Origin of the sequence: Microcoleus sp. S13C4 (genome assembly GCF_036700865.1) — a bacterium.
In the GTDB taxonomy this organism is placed as follows: Bacteria; Cyanobacteriota; Cyanobacteriia; order Cyanobacteriales; family Microcoleaceae; genus Microcoleus.
Window position 1 is genome coordinate 1 of sequence record NZ_JAUBPS010000108.1, and the last position, 14,206, is coordinate 14,206.

A 14,206-nucleotide genomic window follows, 5' to 3' on the forward strand; every position below is an offset into this window, starting at 1 on the left:
CATCTATAACTGGATGGGATTACATTTTGTCAGCCCTAGCTACTGTTGCATGATTTTTGAAAATTGGTATTACTTCGTTGGTTAAGTGAAGCCTTCCCAAAAAACCTGTAAAGGGCAGGTAGGATGCCTGCCCCACAAGAGTTATTGAAGGTGTATAGTAGGGTTTTCCCCCCTGACGTACCCGACTTTACGCGACAGGGGCTTTAGTCCTATATATTTTGAGCTAAAAACTCAAAACTCCCTTAATAAGCGTCTTGCAATTCGTAGAAATCAGGGGAAATGTAATCTTTCCGCAGAGGCCAGCCTACCCAATCTTCGTTCATCAAAATCCGTTTCAGATTCGGATGTCCTTCATAGACAATGCCGTACATATCGTAGGATTCCCGCTCTTGAAAGTCGGCTGCTTTCCAAATCCAGTAGACTGATGGCACTCTGGGATCTTCGCGCGGTACGAATACTTTGACGCGGACTTCTTCAGGCTTGGAAGCATTATCTGTCAGCTTAACCAAGTGGTAGACGCTGACTAAATCTTGTCCCGGCCCTTGGTCGTAGGCGCACTGGCACTGCATATAATTAAACCCGTAGGCATACAGTGCTGTTGACATCGGAATTAAGAATTCTCGATCGACCTTTAATATCTCCACGCCCAAATTATCGGCCGCTAAAGCTTCGTGTTCAAAGCCATTCTGAGTCAACCACTGGGAAACCTTCCCGGCTTCAACAATTGCAGATTCTGTCTCAGCCACGGTTTACCTCCTGTTTTTGTCCTGCAAGCAGGGCCGGCGGTACTGGCATTCCCATTGCTTCCGTCAATTCCTTCGGCGGCGCTATCCGGCCTGGAATAGACAAGTATTTGCCGTCCAAAATGTCGTCTACTACTTTCATTTTGTGGGGTCTGGTGTAGTAGCGGTGCGTTGGCAGCAAATTGGCCCGCTCTTGCATGGAATCGTTGGCGATTTTTTTCCGCAGTTTGATAATTGCGTCAATAATCGCTTCTGGGCGGGGGGGACAGCCGGGGATGTACACGTCTACGGGAATCAGTTTGTCAACGCCGCGGACTGCTGTGGTGGAGTCCATGCTGAACATTCCGCCGGTGATCGTGCAGGCGCCCATCGCGATGACGTATTTGGGTTCCGGCATTTGTTCGTACAGCCGCACCAAGATGGGGGCGTACTTCATGGTAATTGTGCCGGCGGTGATGATCAAATCGGCTTGCCGGGGACTCGATCGCGGTACTAGACCGAATCTGTCGAAGTCAAAGCGCGATCCAATCAAAGCTGCAAATTCGATGAAGCAGCAGGCCGTGCCGAAAAGTAGCGGCCACAGGCTCGAAAGTCTCGCCCAATTGTAGAGATCATCGACTGTTGTCAGGATGACGTTCTCTGAGAGTTGAGATGTGACTTCCGGGCGCTCGACTGGGTTGATCAGCGCTTTTTGTGATTTGTCAGAACTTAAGACCATTCCAAGGCTCCTTTGCGCCATGCATAGACAAGAGCAATAACGAGGATCGTGATAAAAAACAAGGCTTCGATAAAAGCCAACAGTCCTAGCTGGTTGAAAGCAACCGCCCAAGGATAGAGGAACACGGTTTCTACGTCAAAGATGACGAAGACCAGGGCGAACATATAATATCGGATGTTGAACTGAATCCAGGCTCCGCCGATCGGCTCGACGCCGGATTCGTAGGTAGTGCGTCGGTCGTAGGGACGACTTTTGGGGCGCAGTACCTTAGACGCCGTGAGGGCGAGGATAGGGACTAGGCTGGAAATTAACAGGAAGCCTAAGAAATACTCGTAGCCGCTAAGTGCAAACACGGTGAATAATTACTGCCTAGGTGAAAGGGTTCTGTAACTTGTCTGTTACATTATATAGATTTTGGGTAGCTAAAATTACGAGTTGGTTGAGATTAATCGTCCATCTTCTGCAATAATTTTTAATGTATATTTTAAGATTAGCTTACCTACTCTTTTGGAGCTATGAGCGATCAAGCCACTGAAACTAAAACCCTTGATCGGCACGAGTGCCGCGCCTGCGGCTACGTCTACAATCCGAAAAAGGGCGATCCTAAAATTGGCATTGCCCCGGGCACGGCTTTTGAAGATTTGCCCCAAACTTGGGTCTGCCCCGTTTGCGCAGCGCGCAAGTCGGCGTTTCAAAATCTCGGTCAGATGGAAGGGGTATCGGGATTTAAGGCAAATCAGCGTTACGGTGTCGGTGTCAACGGCATGACCGAAGGTCAGAAAAGTTTGCTGATTTTTGGCGGCTTGGTCGTTGGTTTCTTGTTGTTACTTAGTATGTATGGTTTGCAGTAAAACGATTGTGAGATTTTGGCAACGAATTGTAATGTTATTGGCCGCTGCGCTCATCTGTACGAGTTGCAGCACCATCGGTGCTGTGAGTTACAACCCCTGGCAAGTGGTTTCCTTGCCGACGGAAGCTAATTTGCAGGATATTGCCTTTACGGGCAATCCTCAACACGGCTGGGTTGTGGGTTCTGAGGCGACTCTGCTCGAAACCTCGGACGGTGGGACTAGCTGGAAGTCTGTAGCACTGGATATCGACGATCCTAGGTCGCGTTTTGCGTCGGTGAGTTTTTCGGGTTCCGAAGGCTGGATTGTCGGCCAGCCTTCTGTTTTGCTCCACACGAACGATGAGGGCAAGTCTTGGACGCGGATTGCTTTGAGCAGTCAGTTGCCTGGTTCTCCGAGTACGATCGCAGCTTTGGGCCCGAATTCCGCCGAAATGACGACCGATGTGGGGGCGATTTACCGGACTTCTGACGGCGGCAAAAATTGGAAAGCTGTCGTGCTGGATTCTTTTGGGGTAGTTCGCAATATCAACCGTTCTGAAGACGGGCAGTATGTTGCGGTTTCCTCGAAGGGCAATTTCTACTCGGTGTGGAAACCCGGACAAGAAGCTTGGGAACCTCACAACCGCAATAGTTCTCGCCGCCTGCAAAATATGGGCTTTACCAAGGACGGGCGTTTGTGGATGCTCGCCCGTGGTGGTCAGATTCAGTTTAGCGACCCGTCCAATCCTGAAGGTTGGGGAAAACCGTTTTTTCCCGATCGCAAAGCGAGTTGGGGTTTGCTGGACATGGCTTACCGGACTGATAATGAAGTTTGGGTAGCCGGCGGCGGCGGCAATTTGCTGTGCAGTTTGGACGGCGGGAAAACTTGGCTAAAAGACCGCGAAGTAGAAGATGTTCCCGCTAATTTTTACAGGATTGTCTTTATGGGCTCCGATCGCGGATTTGTGATCGGCGCGAGCGGTACTTTACTTAAATATCAAGGTTCAGCGCAAGCGGCTTGATAGTAGAATAGTAATAGAGATTGTCTGTCAATTTGTTGTTGAAAGGAGGATTCTAAATGGCTGGTACAACTGGAGAACGTCCGTTTGGGGACATTATTACAAGTATCCGTTATTGGGTAATTCACAGCATCACCATTCCGGCTTTGTTTATTGCTGGATGGCTGTTTGTGCAAACGGGTTTGGCTTACGATGCTTTCGGAACTCCTCGCCCTAACCAATATTTCACACCGCAGCGGGAAGAAGTGCCGATTATCTCGGATCGCTTTGAAGCTAAGAAACAAGTAGATCAGTTCATTGCCAAGTAATTTAACAAGGATTTGGAAAAATGACGAGCAGAACCCCCAACAATGAGCCAATTTCGTATCCGATTTTTACGGTGCGCTGGTTGGCAGTTCATACTTTAGGTGTCCCAACAATTTTCTTTTTGGGCGCGATCGCAGCAATGCAATTTATTCAACGATAGGAGTTTACAATGCCTGAGCGCGTTCCTAATCCCAACGAGCAGCCTGTTGAGTTAAACCGGACTTCTTTGTATTTGGGTTTGTTGCTGATTTTTGTTTTGGGTATTTTGTTTTCCAGTTATTTCTTTAATTAACTGGTGTTTTAGTTTGCTTTCAATAGTTCGATCGAATGTGTTTAGCTGTGAATTAGTGAGGTGATGGCTATGTTTAGTGAAAGTGGCAGAATTCCTTTGTGGCTGGTAGCTACTGTCGCAGGTCTCGGTGTTCTGGGCATTGTGAGCCTTTTCTTCTACGGTGCTTATGCCGGTTTGGGTTCTTCGATGTAAGGAGAATCAAGCTGATTTTCGGCTTTTAACCCCCCTTAAAAAAGGGGGTTTTTAATTATTAGGCGAATTGTGCTGGTAAATCGGGGATTAATTTTAGAGAAAGTGTTGATTAGACGAGCAATTGCATAAATTTTTGACCGATAGACCGCAGATGAAAGGCAGATAAACACAGAGTAACGCAGATAATTTCAAGAATTGAGAGTGAATGAATGCAATTGCTCGTCTATTGTCTGACAAGTTTATGATCAGTTGCTGCTAGTCGATGAGAGCGAGATTATTTGTGGTTGGGAAAATTTGCTCAATAAATCGCTCCGGGGTAGGTTGAGGAAAAACCCCAAAATCCCTGGTCACTAGCGGACGATCGCTAAGAGAGTGTGAGCAGATCGTGAAATTAGCCAAAAGTTGCTAGTAGAATGGTGCAAGAGCCGATCGCTCGATCGTAGTGCACAGCGAAATATGACCCCACCGCCGCCCCGCAAACCTCAAACCGTCTTGGGTGCGATTACCCAAGCAGTCCAGACTATTGCCAAGGTTAATTTTAACCAGCTAGTGCTGAAACCGAACGCCAAAGTACCCGAACTGTGGGTACAGGATGCGGGTGCAGCTAAAGCTGAGGTTTATCCGCTGTTGGGCGATCGATATTTGTTAGGTCGATCGTCCAAATCTTCAGATATTGTAGTTCGCAATCCCGTTGTCAGTCACGTGCACTTATCCCTGTCGCGCGATACTCGGCGGCGGACTCCTTTTGTGATTAAAGATGAAGACTCCACAAACGGCATTTACAATGGCAAAAGGCGAGTTAAAAGTATGTCGCTGCGTCACGGAGACGTGTTCACTTTAGGCCCGCCGGAACTAGCCGCCGCTGTCAGAATTCAGTACGTATATCCGCCGCCTTGGTATGTCCAACTTGTGCGTTACAGCTTTTACGGCGTCAGCGGAATCACCGCTTTGATCGCGGTTTTGGTAGGTATGGAATCGACCAAGTTTCACGTGCGGCCTCTGCCGAGAAGTATCAATGGCCCCGTGATTGTTTACGCCCGCGACGGGCAAACTCCCCTGCGTCCTCCTCAGAATAACGCTCACTTAGAATTAAAGCAATTGCAGGATTTTTCGCCTTATTTATCCAAGGCGGTACTTGCTTCGGAAGATAGCCGCTACAATTGGCATTTGGGGGTAGATCCGCTGGGCGTTTTGCGAGCACTTTTAACTAATGTTCGCGGGGGCGGAATTCGTGAAGGTGGTAGCACTCTGACCCAGCAGTTGGCGAGGAGTTTGTTTCGAGATTATGTGGGAACTCAAGATTCGGCGGGACGCAAGTTACGGGAAGCCGTAGTTGCTTTGAAAATGGAGAATTATTACAGCAAAGATGAGCTGTTGCTGACTTATTTAAATCGCGTGTTTTTGGGAATTGACCTTTACGGTTTTGAGGATGCGTCTCGGTTTTATTTTGGCAAATCCGCAAAGGATTTAACTTTGTCAGAGGCCGCAACTTTGGCGGGGATTTTGCCTGCGCCCAACAGTTTTAATCCGATTCAAAATTATCAATTGGCGGTGCAGTACCGCGATCGAGTGATCGAACGGATGCGGGCTATGGGGACGGTTTCTCAGGAAGAAGCCGATCGCGCGAGGCGATCGCGCATTGAGATCAATCCCAAAGCTCGCCAATATCTGCAAAGTACGATCGCTCCTTATTTCTACAGTTATGTATTTGACGAATTGGAGTTTTTGCTGGGGGAGCAGTTAGCCAGAGAAGGCAATTTTATTGTAGAAACAGGTTTGAATCCCGGCCTGCAAAAAGTGGCTGAAGCTTCCCTCAAAAATGCTGTAGAAAATGTTGGAACGAGTGCAGGTTTTTCTCAAGGAGCCGTGGTAACTCTCAATTCTGGAACCGGGGAAGTCTTAGCTTTAGTTGGGGGCGTAGATTATTTGCAAAGTCAGTTTAATCGGGCTACCCAAGCTTTGAGACAGCCCGGTTCTACATTTAAAATTTTCACCTATGCAGCCGCCCTCGAACGCGGAATACCAGCGAGCAAAACTTATTCTTGCGAACCGCTTTCCTGGGGCGGACAAAGTTACAGCGGCTGCGAAAGAACCAGCGGCACTGCTGATATGTATCGGGGTTTAGCACAGTCGGAAAATGCAATTGCTTTGAGAGTAGCACAAGATGTCGGTTTAGACAATGTAGTGGGAATGGCTAGACGTTTAGGCATTACATCTCCACTGAATTTGGCCCCAGGTTTAGTATTAGGTGAAAGTGAAGTTAATGTATTGCAATTAACGGGTGCTTTCGGGGTTTTGGCGAACCGGGGTTTGGGCAATCGCCCCCACGTAATCAAGCGAATTATTGACAGCAGCGATTGCAAAGATAGGAATAATTTTAACAGTTGCCGGGTGATTTATGACTATCAAAAAGATGGCATTGCTAATCGCCAGTTAGTTTCTGAAGCCGTAGCGGATACGATGACTGATATGCTGCAAGGTGTGGTGCGGGGAGGTACTGGTAGCAGTGCTGCTTTGGGGTTGGGAGAAGCTGGCAAAACAGGCACGACTAATGATAATAGAGATTTGTGGTTTGTCGGTTATATTCCGAGTCAGCAACTGGTGACAGGAGTTTGGTTGGGAAATGATGATAATTCTCCGACTGGGGGAGGTAGTGCAAATGCTGCTCAGTTGTGGGGGGAGTATATGCGGCAGGTGGCGCGTTGAGTGGATGCGGGGATTGGACGAATTTTGATACGGCATTGAAATATACAATTTAAATGCCGGTGAGATTCGTTTAGCCGAAACCCGAAAGGGAGTTCTAACTTCATGGCAGGTAGATTTGAGATTTTTAGCGGAATTCTCAATTTTCTACCTGCTCTGCTGTCTGTTGAAACTATCGCAGGCAGTTTTTTTTTGAGAAAGCATCCGCCACCTCAAAGAGAACGTCAACGGTCGCTGGCACCGCTCTTATGGTTGAGTCTCATAGCTGATCGCCAGCGACCGTTGCCGTTCTTGTATGGACGTTTGCCAGTCTTTGGGCGATCGCACTTTTTGACCTGCTTAGTCTAAACTCCAATTCCATATCGTCGGGGGGATTAGCCATAAAGTCTTGTAGAGAAACATTTTCTGATAAAACGGCAGCCATTACCATAGCTATTTACCTCCTTATAACTCCTAATTAACTTCGGCGGTAAGGTAGGAATCACGCACCCTACATTTTATCTTTCTTTGTCAACCCCATTACCAATGCCCAATGCCCAATCTAATCAATCTCAATTTGATTGGGAGGTTTAGGTTGATTCTGTTTGTCATCCTTCAAAGTTTTACGCCCAGAACTAGCATAGTCCTTGTACAATTCCACAAACATCTTTGTCAACTGCTGTAAAGAAAGTTGTTCCCCATTAATTTGAGCTTTCATATAAGCTTTAAGCACTTCAATGTAAGCCAAACCGAGGGCAAGCGTGAGAGTTGCTGCGGTTGCACCGGAGATAGCACCGCCGACAACAGTACCCGCACCAGGAATCATTTTAATCAAATTAGTAACAATACTTCTGCCGACAGCAGTAACCCCGCCAGCGCCGCTAATAGCAGACAGCATCGCCGAAATAAACCCCTTATCAAAGGGCATTCCAAAAATCACAGTAATATTAGCAATCATTGCTGTTTGCATCGTCATCAAAATCGGCGCATCAGCAAACGGTACAGGAGTCGCACCGACAATAGCCGAACCGGCTACATAAGCACTTAGATACTTAAATGCCATATCGGATTTGAGCGCAATATTAGCAATTTGTTCTTTAACAAAAGCTTTTTTAGCTACTTCCGGCAGCAGTTGAAAAGTTGCATCTACCAACTTATCTAAACCGTGAGATTTTACTGTATAATCCTCATCTATTTCTTCCGGTTCAGCCATGACGGGGATAATTTGACTGACTGGCAAATTCATGTGTTCCAGTTGCTTGAAAAACTCGCCCGGCTTTTTAGATGTCGTCTGAGTCAGCACTAAAAGGACTGGTACGTCTTTGACTTCCATTTCTTTTAGCCAGTTTTCCTCGACAGATTCTATTCTATTGGCGCTGTGATTGATGCAGTACCAGATGACGTGAATGTGTTCTTTTGGGTGCAGGAGTCTTTGGTCTTCAATCAGTTTAGCAACGTTTAATTGAATAACTTTAATTTGTTCGGCGTTGAGTTCGAGTCCAGGAGTATCGTAGACTGTAATTGGGCAATTCGGTTTGGTATATTGGCGAATACCTTGAGTGATGGGGCGGCCGACTCCGGTTTCTGCTAAGCGTTGGCGAAAAACGGAATTTATCAGGGTACTTTTGCCGACTCCGGTTTTGCCGATGACTAAAACATTGCACTGTCCCACTTGGTTTTCTGCGTCTTTGAAGGCGTAATAACTTCTATTTAAAAGCTCGTCTAAGGAAAAGTCGTCTGACATGGCGGTTTGCTCCGATAAGGGTGGGATATTAATTAAATACCACCGAATAGAATTTCGATGCTATAGAAACGAAGTCCGTGAAGGCGGACTGGCGGAGTATTAAGAATATTGTAGCAATTTGATTTCAGAACTGGTGCAACGGGTAGAGGAGAGTTTTGTGTTGCGTGCTGCTACATGAAAGGTTGTTAAATTTAGTTTAAGCTAGCAATCGATCGACCTCGATGCTAAAACCGATCAGGATTTGTTGGGTGGTGGCGGTATCGCCGGATCTAAATGTGAATATCTGATTTTGAGTCATCACGAATATTAAACGACTTTCGGGAAAAACTAACCAAACTTCCTGACAGCTAGATTCTAAATATTCCTGTGCTTTGAGAAAGACATCTTCAGCAATATCGGTGGGTGAAACTATTTCGGCAATTAGGGGGAAACTTTGGGGTAAAGTGGCAAGATTGCCAAATTGTGCAACTAATTCGGGTGTGAGATAAGCGACATCGGGGCGGCGAATTTGTCGGTTGGTGCGGCAAGGAACCTCGACATAAGCCTCTCCACCTTGTCCGCTATAATTTTTGTAATCTTCCCAAGAATTCCCCAGTCTCAACTGAATTTTACCCGTCTTTAGTGTCATGCCATTTTTCTCCACAAGTTTGCCGTCTACCAATTCCATGTTGTCGGGCGGCTCGGTGATGAATTCTTCTAAAGTAAAATTATCCTGTACAGCAGTAGCAGTGACCATAGTTATTTCCTCGCTTTTACCAAACTCACTTGTTACTATTATGGTTGATACGATGAGAAGTTATTGCGTACTCAGTTCCCGCACTTTTACGGTAGTTTATCCCGCAGGGCAAGCCAAGTTGAGTTCTTCATCTAAAACATATTTATCGCTGTCAGCAAGTGCTGCGATAACTTTCAATCGATTTTTAAGTTGTCTAAGCTCGCGAATTTCTGCATGGTAGATTTCATTCTTAACATCTAAAAATTTGGAAATTACAACGAGTTCTAGCTCTGTTGTTATTGCCCATTTGACAGTCCCTTTATTAATTATATCGTCAAATCCTGCTTCTCCCACTTTAATGGGTCTGATACCTAATTGTTCTGCTGACCGAAGTTCATCATCTAGAGTCCCAGGGGACTGATTGGAAAAGCGAGGACTGGGAACATTATTTGGAAATGATTGTGTCACAACCGAATTTAACGAGAATTCACTTTATAGTCAAACATGAGCCTATCTCAATCTTCTGCAAATAAAAATTGAACCTCTACCCTAGCGCCCGAATGTTTTTCATAAGCTTTTTTATAGCTATATAAAAAATTATCAGCCTCCTTCTCTGACGGCTTATGGTGAATTATATGATGCTTGTGGTATCAATTAACTTTCGTCTATTTACTCTGAATCATCCCATTCTCGTTCATCTTCTTGTTGCTCTTCTACTTCTTCTGATTCCTCTGAGTAATTGAACATAAGCTGTTTAGCATTTAAACTGGGTGTTGCAGAGGCTGAAACCCTTTACTGGCTTAGATAGTATCGAAAATTTAAATGGTGAACAGCTTAAAGACGAATTTGCTCTTAGGCAGAATCAGTGTTGGCAAATAGAGAGGCTGATTATCCCACCTATCTTGTTTTTTACCTTTTTCGTACATAACAATGAGTACAGGCACATCAGGGTATTTTTTTCTGGGCTTACTTCGCCACTCACTTGGTGAAAAATAATCCTGCCAAGGTCGAGTAGTTTGGTTTTTTAAGTCCAGCCCATCACCCTTTTTACCTCGACGAACGTTGAGAATACCATTATGGATACCTGCTGTTTTCATTGCTTGAAGTGCCTGTTTGACTCGCTCATCTTCCCAGGGATACCCCGAACAGAAACGGCTTGGCATTTCTGAAATAATCTCGATTAAAGAGTCGATGTCTACTGGATGGTATTCATCCTCTCCCTGAAATGTAGACAGAAGTTTATCAAGTGCTTCTGTGTGTTTTTTAACTTCAGAAGCTTTCCACAATGGATCGCGGGGGTAAATAGAAGATCCTGGGGTAAAAGCACCAATGGCTGCTGGATTAAGGACATTTGCACGGGTTGGTCTAAGTTGTCGACCAACCCACACTGGCGTCAGCTTAATTTTGCCAGTGTCCTCATCAATTACTTCACGCATACCCTCATCTGACTCATGGATAGCGCGGAAATCTTCTAAAATGTGTTCGGGTAAAAAGAGGCGAGTAACATCTAACAATTCCTGACGATAACCAAACATTCGCGCGTGCTGATGAACTGTGTCCATCGTCTTTTGCTTAGCATCACGCCCGTAATAAGTAATCATCAATCCTTCAATAGTTACACCACGCCCCAAGCGGTTTCCTCCAATTAGAATGTTTATACCTGGGCTGTATTTTGGTTCCTTATCTGGATTGGTGGCATCAATAACTTTTGGTATAGTATTTCGTAACTGATACTCTAGCTCCACAACAAGGTCATTGAGAGGTGGTAAGTTAGAAGCTGTTTTGCTTAACTCCGCATGAGCTTCACTTAACCACTTAAGTGCATCGTCTCGCTTTGTGACAGATGATTTAGATCGCAGAGCCTTGTCAAGCTCTACAACAAAGCTGCGAATAACCTTTTCCAACGTGCTGTGAGTAATCCGCTTGTGGTCAATATGAGCTAGAAAAGAATACTTAGCATCTATATCTGTTGCTGATTTCATTTTGTATATTGAACCCACGAAAAAACAGCACAAAGCTAATTTAAGCTTTGGCGGCATATCCCAATTATCTCCAGGGTTGATTTTTCCTCCCTGTTTTTTTAACTGATCCAGCTCTTCGGCTTTCACCGTACAGCAATGTTGGCTATTTTCTTCAAAAAAAATGTCTCCTCCTATATAACTATTGCCTGGTTTAGAAAGTACACAGAATGCTGGTTTACAGGGGTGATTGAGATTTTGCAGCAACAAGCTTTGAGGGGTAGCTGTGATTTGTAAATATATGTGATTAGCAACTTGTTGCCTAATCTCGGCTATTAATTCAAATATCTTACTATCAGGAACCGTATTTTTTTCCTTCTTAGCTTTCTTGGCTTCATTGGTATTGAGGCTAGCATTGTCAGCCTCATCATCAAAGATCAGAGTGGGTACACTACTGGCTTTAGCAGACTTGAGAACCTTAAGCAAGTTCTCAAGGTGACGCACATTTTTTGTGGATACTAAGACAACACCAGTATCATTGATATAGTCGTGCAGTTGATGAGCGAATTCTCTGGGATCATTTTTCCATTGTTCCCAATTAAAGACAACAGGGCCACCTTTGATCTGATTTGCAAAACGATCTGCTGTTTGTTTACCTAGCCATGTATTATCAGATGTTAATACAATGAAGCAACGGAATTTATTAGCTTCAGCAAGTGCCAGCGTAGCAAGGGTAGTATTAGTTTTGCCGCTTTGGACTTTGCCATAGATTAGTCCAGTCGTACCATAAGGTATTTTGCCTTTATGATGATTACTAACAATACCTGTTCCTGTAGCGCCAACATCACCCGAGCCAAATTTTGTTGAGTAAACATCAACGCAATTTTGAACAATTTCAACAGCAGCTTGCTTTAACTGCTCTGCTTCTGTGTTTCCAAGTTTGCTCTTAATCCTCTCAAGAAACTTGTTGATACAATAGCCATCATTTTTAATAGGAATCTTACTCATGGCGGTTTTTTTATTTTACAAAACTACGCGAGGCCAATCATTCTGAGGTACAGTCTGATTCATCTGCTGCCTGCCTGGGCCACTTACATGATAACTTCCATGAGGTCGCCTAGACACGGATATGTGTTGAACACTAATATCTGCATTTTTATCAACTATACTCCACAATCGCTCTTCAGCTATACAGCAGATACCGTCTTTGTGACAAACTAGCGCGATAAATACCGAAAAGTCAGGATACTTGTCATACACAGTAGCTAGAGCAGATTTTTCCTGAGCGCTCAAGGTGAAAGACCATGCAGAAGTAGCTTTCTTAGAAATTTTGAAGAGAATAGCTGACTTACGGCTATCACTTTCAACTAAGTATATTGACTGATGTATTTCAAAGGCATGGGTGATGGTAATCCTAGAGCCCGAGTTAATTAATCTTAAGAACGCTGCACCGTGCAGAAAATCCTGATCGTTAATCATTTAGTATTTAGAAATGTTCCAGTAGAGATTTCTCTTGTGCATAAACCTTTCGCAGCGACTCCACGGCTATTGATCGCAACATAAACTTAATCACCCCCACCAAATTTCCCCACTCGAACAATTCAGAAACACAAACAGCTTTCTGAAATCTATCCGCATAGAAATCCACCCAAAAATCCGGCGCGTGTCTCTCTTTCTGACTCGCTATCCGGCGCTTCCAATAACCAAAATCTAAACCACAGGGCGATTCCACTCCCAAAACAGGCGGAAAGTCGGCATAACTCACAAACCGACTCATCCCTTTGGCGTGCACGTACAGGATATGCGCCCAGCACTCGAAGCGATATATTTGTTCTACCTTGATTTTCAGCAGCCGCGCGATCGCCTCTTTTGTGACAAACCGGCTCAATCTGTGTCTGGGGGTTGATTTTCGCGAAAATTTTGTTAACATGATGCTAAGCAAATCCTTTGTAAAGAGTGCAAACTTTTGTAAAGGGATTGAATTTGGATAGGCGATCGCTTTTTAGTTTTCCAGACCTGGGGGCGATCGCTTTTTACATTATCACTCTATGACTTATATTAGTCAATTGTCAATAGCTTATGGGCTTAATTAAGTTGCGGGTGCGAGAATTCGCTGCCGAGAAGGGCTGGACGCTGAAAGAAGTTTCAGAGCGATCGGGCGTAGTCTACAGTACCCTCAGAACCTATGCCCGATCGCCCGGATTAGCAACTGTTGACGTGACAGCCTTGCACAAGTTGGCGAGGACTTTTGATTTGTCGATCGAAGATTTGTATGAGATTGTGCAGGAATAGTCGATCGCTTTTACGAACTAATTATCCACTCAATGTTGCTCAACAGTTGCTAGCATCTGATTGACAGACTCACCCCGTTGTAGCGCTTCCCAATCAGATGTAACAGGTTGGTAAGAACAGTAACACACCACAATTCGCTCCTCAGTATCGGAAGCAGAAAACTGCTGAACGCGAGTAACTACCCAATCTCCATCTTTCCCGTGGGTGACTCCATTACCTGGGTCAGATAGATTTTCATAATCGCGGGTTGTGTCCCCTACTTGAGGAATTTCTGGGTTTTCTTCCCAAGTCCAATTTTCCCAAAGTATATTAGTTAGACTGCCTCTCGGCATAAGCTGACGTTGTTCCCAGCCGGGAGCACTCATGCTTTCGGTTTTGTAGACAATCCAAATTTTTTTTGCCATTTTTCCTCCCTTTCCTTTAATCTTGGTAATCTTGCCACATATCCTGAAACGAGGTTTGTTCCCCCTCAAACACGCAAGCCACATCAGGGGGGGTGTTACGAGTCACTCGGATTTCTTTTAACCGCCAGTGGTATTTTTCGCCCATCTTTTCACAGAGTTCGGGATCTGTAACATGGTGTACGTTTTCTGGCTTTGGATTCGGTACGCGATCGCTCCTCACTTCAGACTTCCCTTACAGTAGACCTCTTGCGAAAGTGCGCTCGTTCTAGGTAAAATAAAAGAAAAAATTAGATTAATAATATGAATTACGAA

20 protein-coding genes are annotated in these 14,206 nt (G+C 45.0%); 8 read left to right on the top strand and 12 right to left on the bottom strand.

Features of this window, described 5'->3' with window-relative positions:
* Positions 1-242: 242 nt before the first annotated feature.
* Genes QT996_RS26860 through ndhC form a run of 3 tightly spaced genes read right to left on the bottom strand, consistent with a single transcriptional unit; the run spans position 243 to position 1,814 of the window.
* Positions 243-746 carry an NAD(P)H-quinone oxidoreductase subunit J gene (locus tag QT996_RS26860; protein ID WP_172190238.1) on the bottom strand — a complete coding sequence of 168 codons (504 nt, stop codon included), beginning with the start codon at positions 744-746 and terminating at the stop codon, positions 243-245.
* Entirely contained in the window at positions 739-1,461 is a 723-nt protein-coding gene (ndhK, locus tag QT996_RS26865; RefSeq protein WP_333050395.1) for a photosynthetic/respiratory NAD(P)H-quinone oxidoreductase subunit K, read from the bottom strand. The genes QT996_RS26860 and ndhK overlap by 8 nt, the downstream gene beginning before the upstream one ends.
* Positions 1,452-1,814 (bottom strand): photosynthetic/respiratory NAD(P)H-quinone oxidoreductase subunit C, encoded by a 363-nt coding sequence (ndhC, locus tag QT996_RS26870; protein ID WP_006635500.1) that lies wholly within the window; start codon positions 1,812-1,814, stop codon positions 1,452-1,454. Before ndhC ends, ndhK begins: the two co-directional genes overlap by 10 nt.
* A 162-nt stretch (positions 1,815-1,976) precedes the next feature.
* Here ndhC and QT996_RS26875 point away from each other — a divergent pair, with 162 nt between their 5' ends.
* The 7 genes from QT996_RS26875 (at position 1,977) to QT996_RS26905 (ending at position 6,805) form a co-directional block, all read left to right on the top strand.
* Positions 1,977-2,312 carry a rubredoxin gene (locus QT996_RS26875; protein ID WP_333050396.1) on the top strand — a complete coding sequence of 112 codons (336 nt, stop codon included), beginning with the start codon at positions 1,977-1,979 and terminating at the stop codon, positions 2,310-2,312.
* Positions 2,299-3,312: a photosynthesis system II assembly factor Ycf48 gene (locus tag QT996_RS26880; RefSeq protein ID WP_333050397.1), complete on the top strand. Its 1,014-nt coding sequence runs from the start codon at positions 2,299-2,301 to the stop codon at positions 3,310-3,312. The genes QT996_RS26875 and QT996_RS26880 overlap by 14 nt, the downstream gene beginning before the upstream one ends.
* 56 nt (positions 3,313-3,368) lie before the next feature.
* Complete coding sequence (psbE, locus tag QT996_RS26885) at positions 3,369-3,617, top strand: cytochrome b559 subunit alpha (RefSeq protein ID WP_006635503.1); 249 nt, start codon at positions 3,369-3,371, stop codon at positions 3,615-3,617.
* A gap of 20 nt (positions 3,618-3,637) precedes the next feature.
* The gene (gene psbF / locus QT996_RS26890) at positions 3,638-3,775 is read left to right on the top strand and encodes a cytochrome b559 subunit beta (RefSeq protein WP_006635504.1); all 138 of its coding nucleotides are present in this window, start codon (positions 3,638-3,640) and stop codon (positions 3,773-3,775) included.
* A 9-nt stretch (positions 3,776-3,784) separates the two neighbouring features.
* Complete coding sequence (locus tag QT996_RS26895; RefSeq protein ID WP_015176850.1) at positions 3,785-3,907, top strand: photosystem II reaction center protein L; 123 nt, start codon at positions 3,785-3,787, stop codon at positions 3,905-3,907.
* Positions 3,908-3,976: 69 nt separating this feature from the next.
* A complete protein-coding gene (locus tag QT996_RS26900) occupies positions 3,977-4,099 on the top strand; it encodes a photosystem II reaction center protein J (protein ID WP_333050400.1) in 123 nt (40 codons plus the stop codon).
* A gap of 456 nt (positions 4,100-4,555) precedes the next feature.
* Positions 4,556-6,805 (top strand): transglycosylase domain-containing protein, encoded by a 2,250-nt coding sequence (locus QT996_RS26905; protein ID WP_333050401.1) that lies wholly within the window; start codon positions 4,556-4,558, stop codon positions 6,803-6,805.
* 256 nt (positions 6,806-7,061) lie between these two features.
* Here QT996_RS26905 and QT996_RS26910 read toward each other — a convergent pair whose 3' ends face one another.
* From QT996_RS26910 to QT996_RS26940, 7 genes are all read right to left on the bottom strand, one after another.
* Entirely contained in the window at positions 7,062-7,226 is a 165-nt protein-coding gene (locus QT996_RS26910) for a hypothetical protein (RefSeq protein WP_333050402.1), read from the bottom strand.
* A gap of 117 nt (positions 7,227-7,343) precedes the next feature.
* Positions 7,344-8,525, bottom strand: coding sequence for a GTPase (locus QT996_RS26915; protein ID WP_333050404.1), 1,182 nt, complete (start codon positions 8,523-8,525; stop codon positions 7,344-7,346).
* Between the two features lie 196 nt (positions 8,526-8,721).
* Entirely contained in the window at positions 8,722-9,261 is a 540-nt protein-coding gene (locus tag QT996_RS26920) for a Uma2 family endonuclease (RefSeq protein ID WP_333050406.1), read from the bottom strand.
* Between the two features lie 96 nt (positions 9,262-9,357).
* Entirely contained in the window at positions 9,358-9,708 is a 351-nt protein-coding gene (locus tag QT996_RS26925; protein WP_333050407.1) for a hypothetical protein, read from the bottom strand.
* Between the two features lie 350 nt (positions 9,709-10,058).
* A complete protein-coding gene (locus QT996_RS26930; RefSeq protein ID WP_333050408.1) occupies positions 10,059-12,206 on the bottom strand; it encodes a Z1 domain-containing protein in 2,148 nt (715 codons plus the stop codon).
* 15 nt (positions 12,207-12,221) lie between these two features.
* Positions 12,222-12,677 carry a hypothetical protein gene (locus tag QT996_RS26935; protein WP_333050410.1) on the bottom strand — a complete coding sequence of 152 codons (456 nt, stop codon included), beginning with the start codon at positions 12,675-12,677 and terminating at the stop codon, positions 12,222-12,224.
* A gap of 7 nt (positions 12,678-12,684) precedes the next feature.
* A complete protein-coding gene (locus QT996_RS26940; protein WP_333050412.1) occupies positions 12,685-13,128 on the bottom strand; it encodes a hypothetical protein in 444 nt (147 codons plus the stop codon).
* 149 nt (positions 13,129-13,277) lie between these two features.
* Between QT996_RS26940 and QT996_RS26945 the strand changes: the two genes are divergently transcribed.
* Positions 13,278-13,490, top strand: coding sequence for a helix-turn-helix transcriptional regulator (locus QT996_RS26945; RefSeq protein WP_332958465.1), 213 nt, complete (start codon positions 13,278-13,280; stop codon positions 13,488-13,490).
* Positions 13,491-13,519: 29 nt separating this feature from the next.
* On the opposite strand, the gene QT996_RS26950 is transcribed toward QT996_RS26945, so the two are convergent.
* Both QT996_RS26950 and QT996_RS26955 read right to left on the bottom strand, forming a co-directional pair.
* Complete coding sequence (locus QT996_RS26950; protein WP_333050413.1) at positions 13,520-13,894, bottom strand: hypothetical protein; 375 nt, start codon at positions 13,892-13,894, stop codon at positions 13,520-13,522.
* Positions 13,895-13,910: 16 nt separating this feature from the next.
* A complete protein-coding gene (locus tag QT996_RS26955) occupies positions 13,911-14,114 on the bottom strand; it encodes a hypothetical protein (RefSeq protein WP_333050416.1) in 204 nt (67 codons plus the stop codon).
* Positions 14,115-14,206 lie beyond the last annotated feature (92 nt).

Coding starts and splice junctions, on each gene's coding strand:
- QT996_RS26895 (WP_015176850.1), top strand. CDS start 3,785: ATGCCTGAGCGCGTTCCTAATCCCAACGAGCAGCCTGTTGAGTTAAAC.
- QT996_RS26905 (WP_333050401.1), top strand. CDS start 4,556: ATGACCCCACCGCCGCCCCGCAAACCTCAAACCGTCTTGGGTGCGATT.
- ndhK (WP_333050395.1), bottom strand. CDS start 1,461: ATGGTCTTAAGTTCTGACAAATCACAAAAAGCGCTGATCAACCCAGTC.
- psbF (WP_006635504.1), top strand. CDS start 3,638: ATGACGAGCAGAACCCCCAACAATGAGCCAATTTCGTATCCGATTTTT.
- psbE (WP_006635503.1), top strand. CDS start 3,369: ATGGCTGGTACAACTGGAGAACGTCCGTTTGGGGACATTATTACAAGT.
- QT996_RS26915 (WP_333050404.1), bottom strand. CDS start 8,525: ATGTCAGACGACTTTTCCTTAGACGAGCTTTTAAATAGAAGTTATTAC.
- QT996_RS26935 (WP_333050410.1), bottom strand. CDS start 12,677: ATGATTAACGATCAGGATTTTCTGCACGGTGCAGCGTTCTTAAGATTA.
- QT996_RS26875 (WP_333050396.1), top strand. CDS start 1,977: ATGAGCGATCAAGCCACTGAAACTAAAACCCTTGATCGGCACGAGTGC.
- QT996_RS26880 (WP_333050397.1), top strand. CDS start 2,299: ATGGTTTGCAGTAAAACGATTGTGAGATTTTGGCAACGAATTGTAATG.
- QT996_RS26930 (WP_333050408.1), bottom strand. CDS start 12,206: ATGAGTAAGATTCCTATTAAAAATGATGGCTATTGTATCAACAAGTTT.
- QT996_RS26900 (WP_333050400.1), top strand. CDS start 3,977: ATGTTTAGTGAAAGTGGCAGAATTCCTTTGTGGCTGGTAGCTACTGTC.
- QT996_RS26945 (WP_332958465.1), top strand. CDS start 13,278: ATGGGCTTAATTAAGTTGCGGGTGCGAGAATTCGCTGCCGAGAAGGGC.
- QT996_RS26950 (WP_333050413.1), bottom strand. CDS start 13,894: ATGGCAAAAAAAATTTGGATTGTCTACAAAACCGAAAGCATGAGTGCT.
- QT996_RS26940 (WP_333050412.1), bottom strand. CDS start 13,128: ATGTTAACAAAATTTTCGCGAAAATCAACCCCCAGACACAGATTGAGC.
- QT996_RS26920 (WP_333050406.1), bottom strand. CDS start 9,261: ATGGTCACTGCTACTGCTGTACAGGATAATTTTACTTTAGAAGAATTC.
- QT996_RS26910 (WP_333050402.1), bottom strand. CDS start 7,226: ATGGCTGCCGTTTTATCAGAAAATGTTTCTCTACAAGACTTTATGGCT.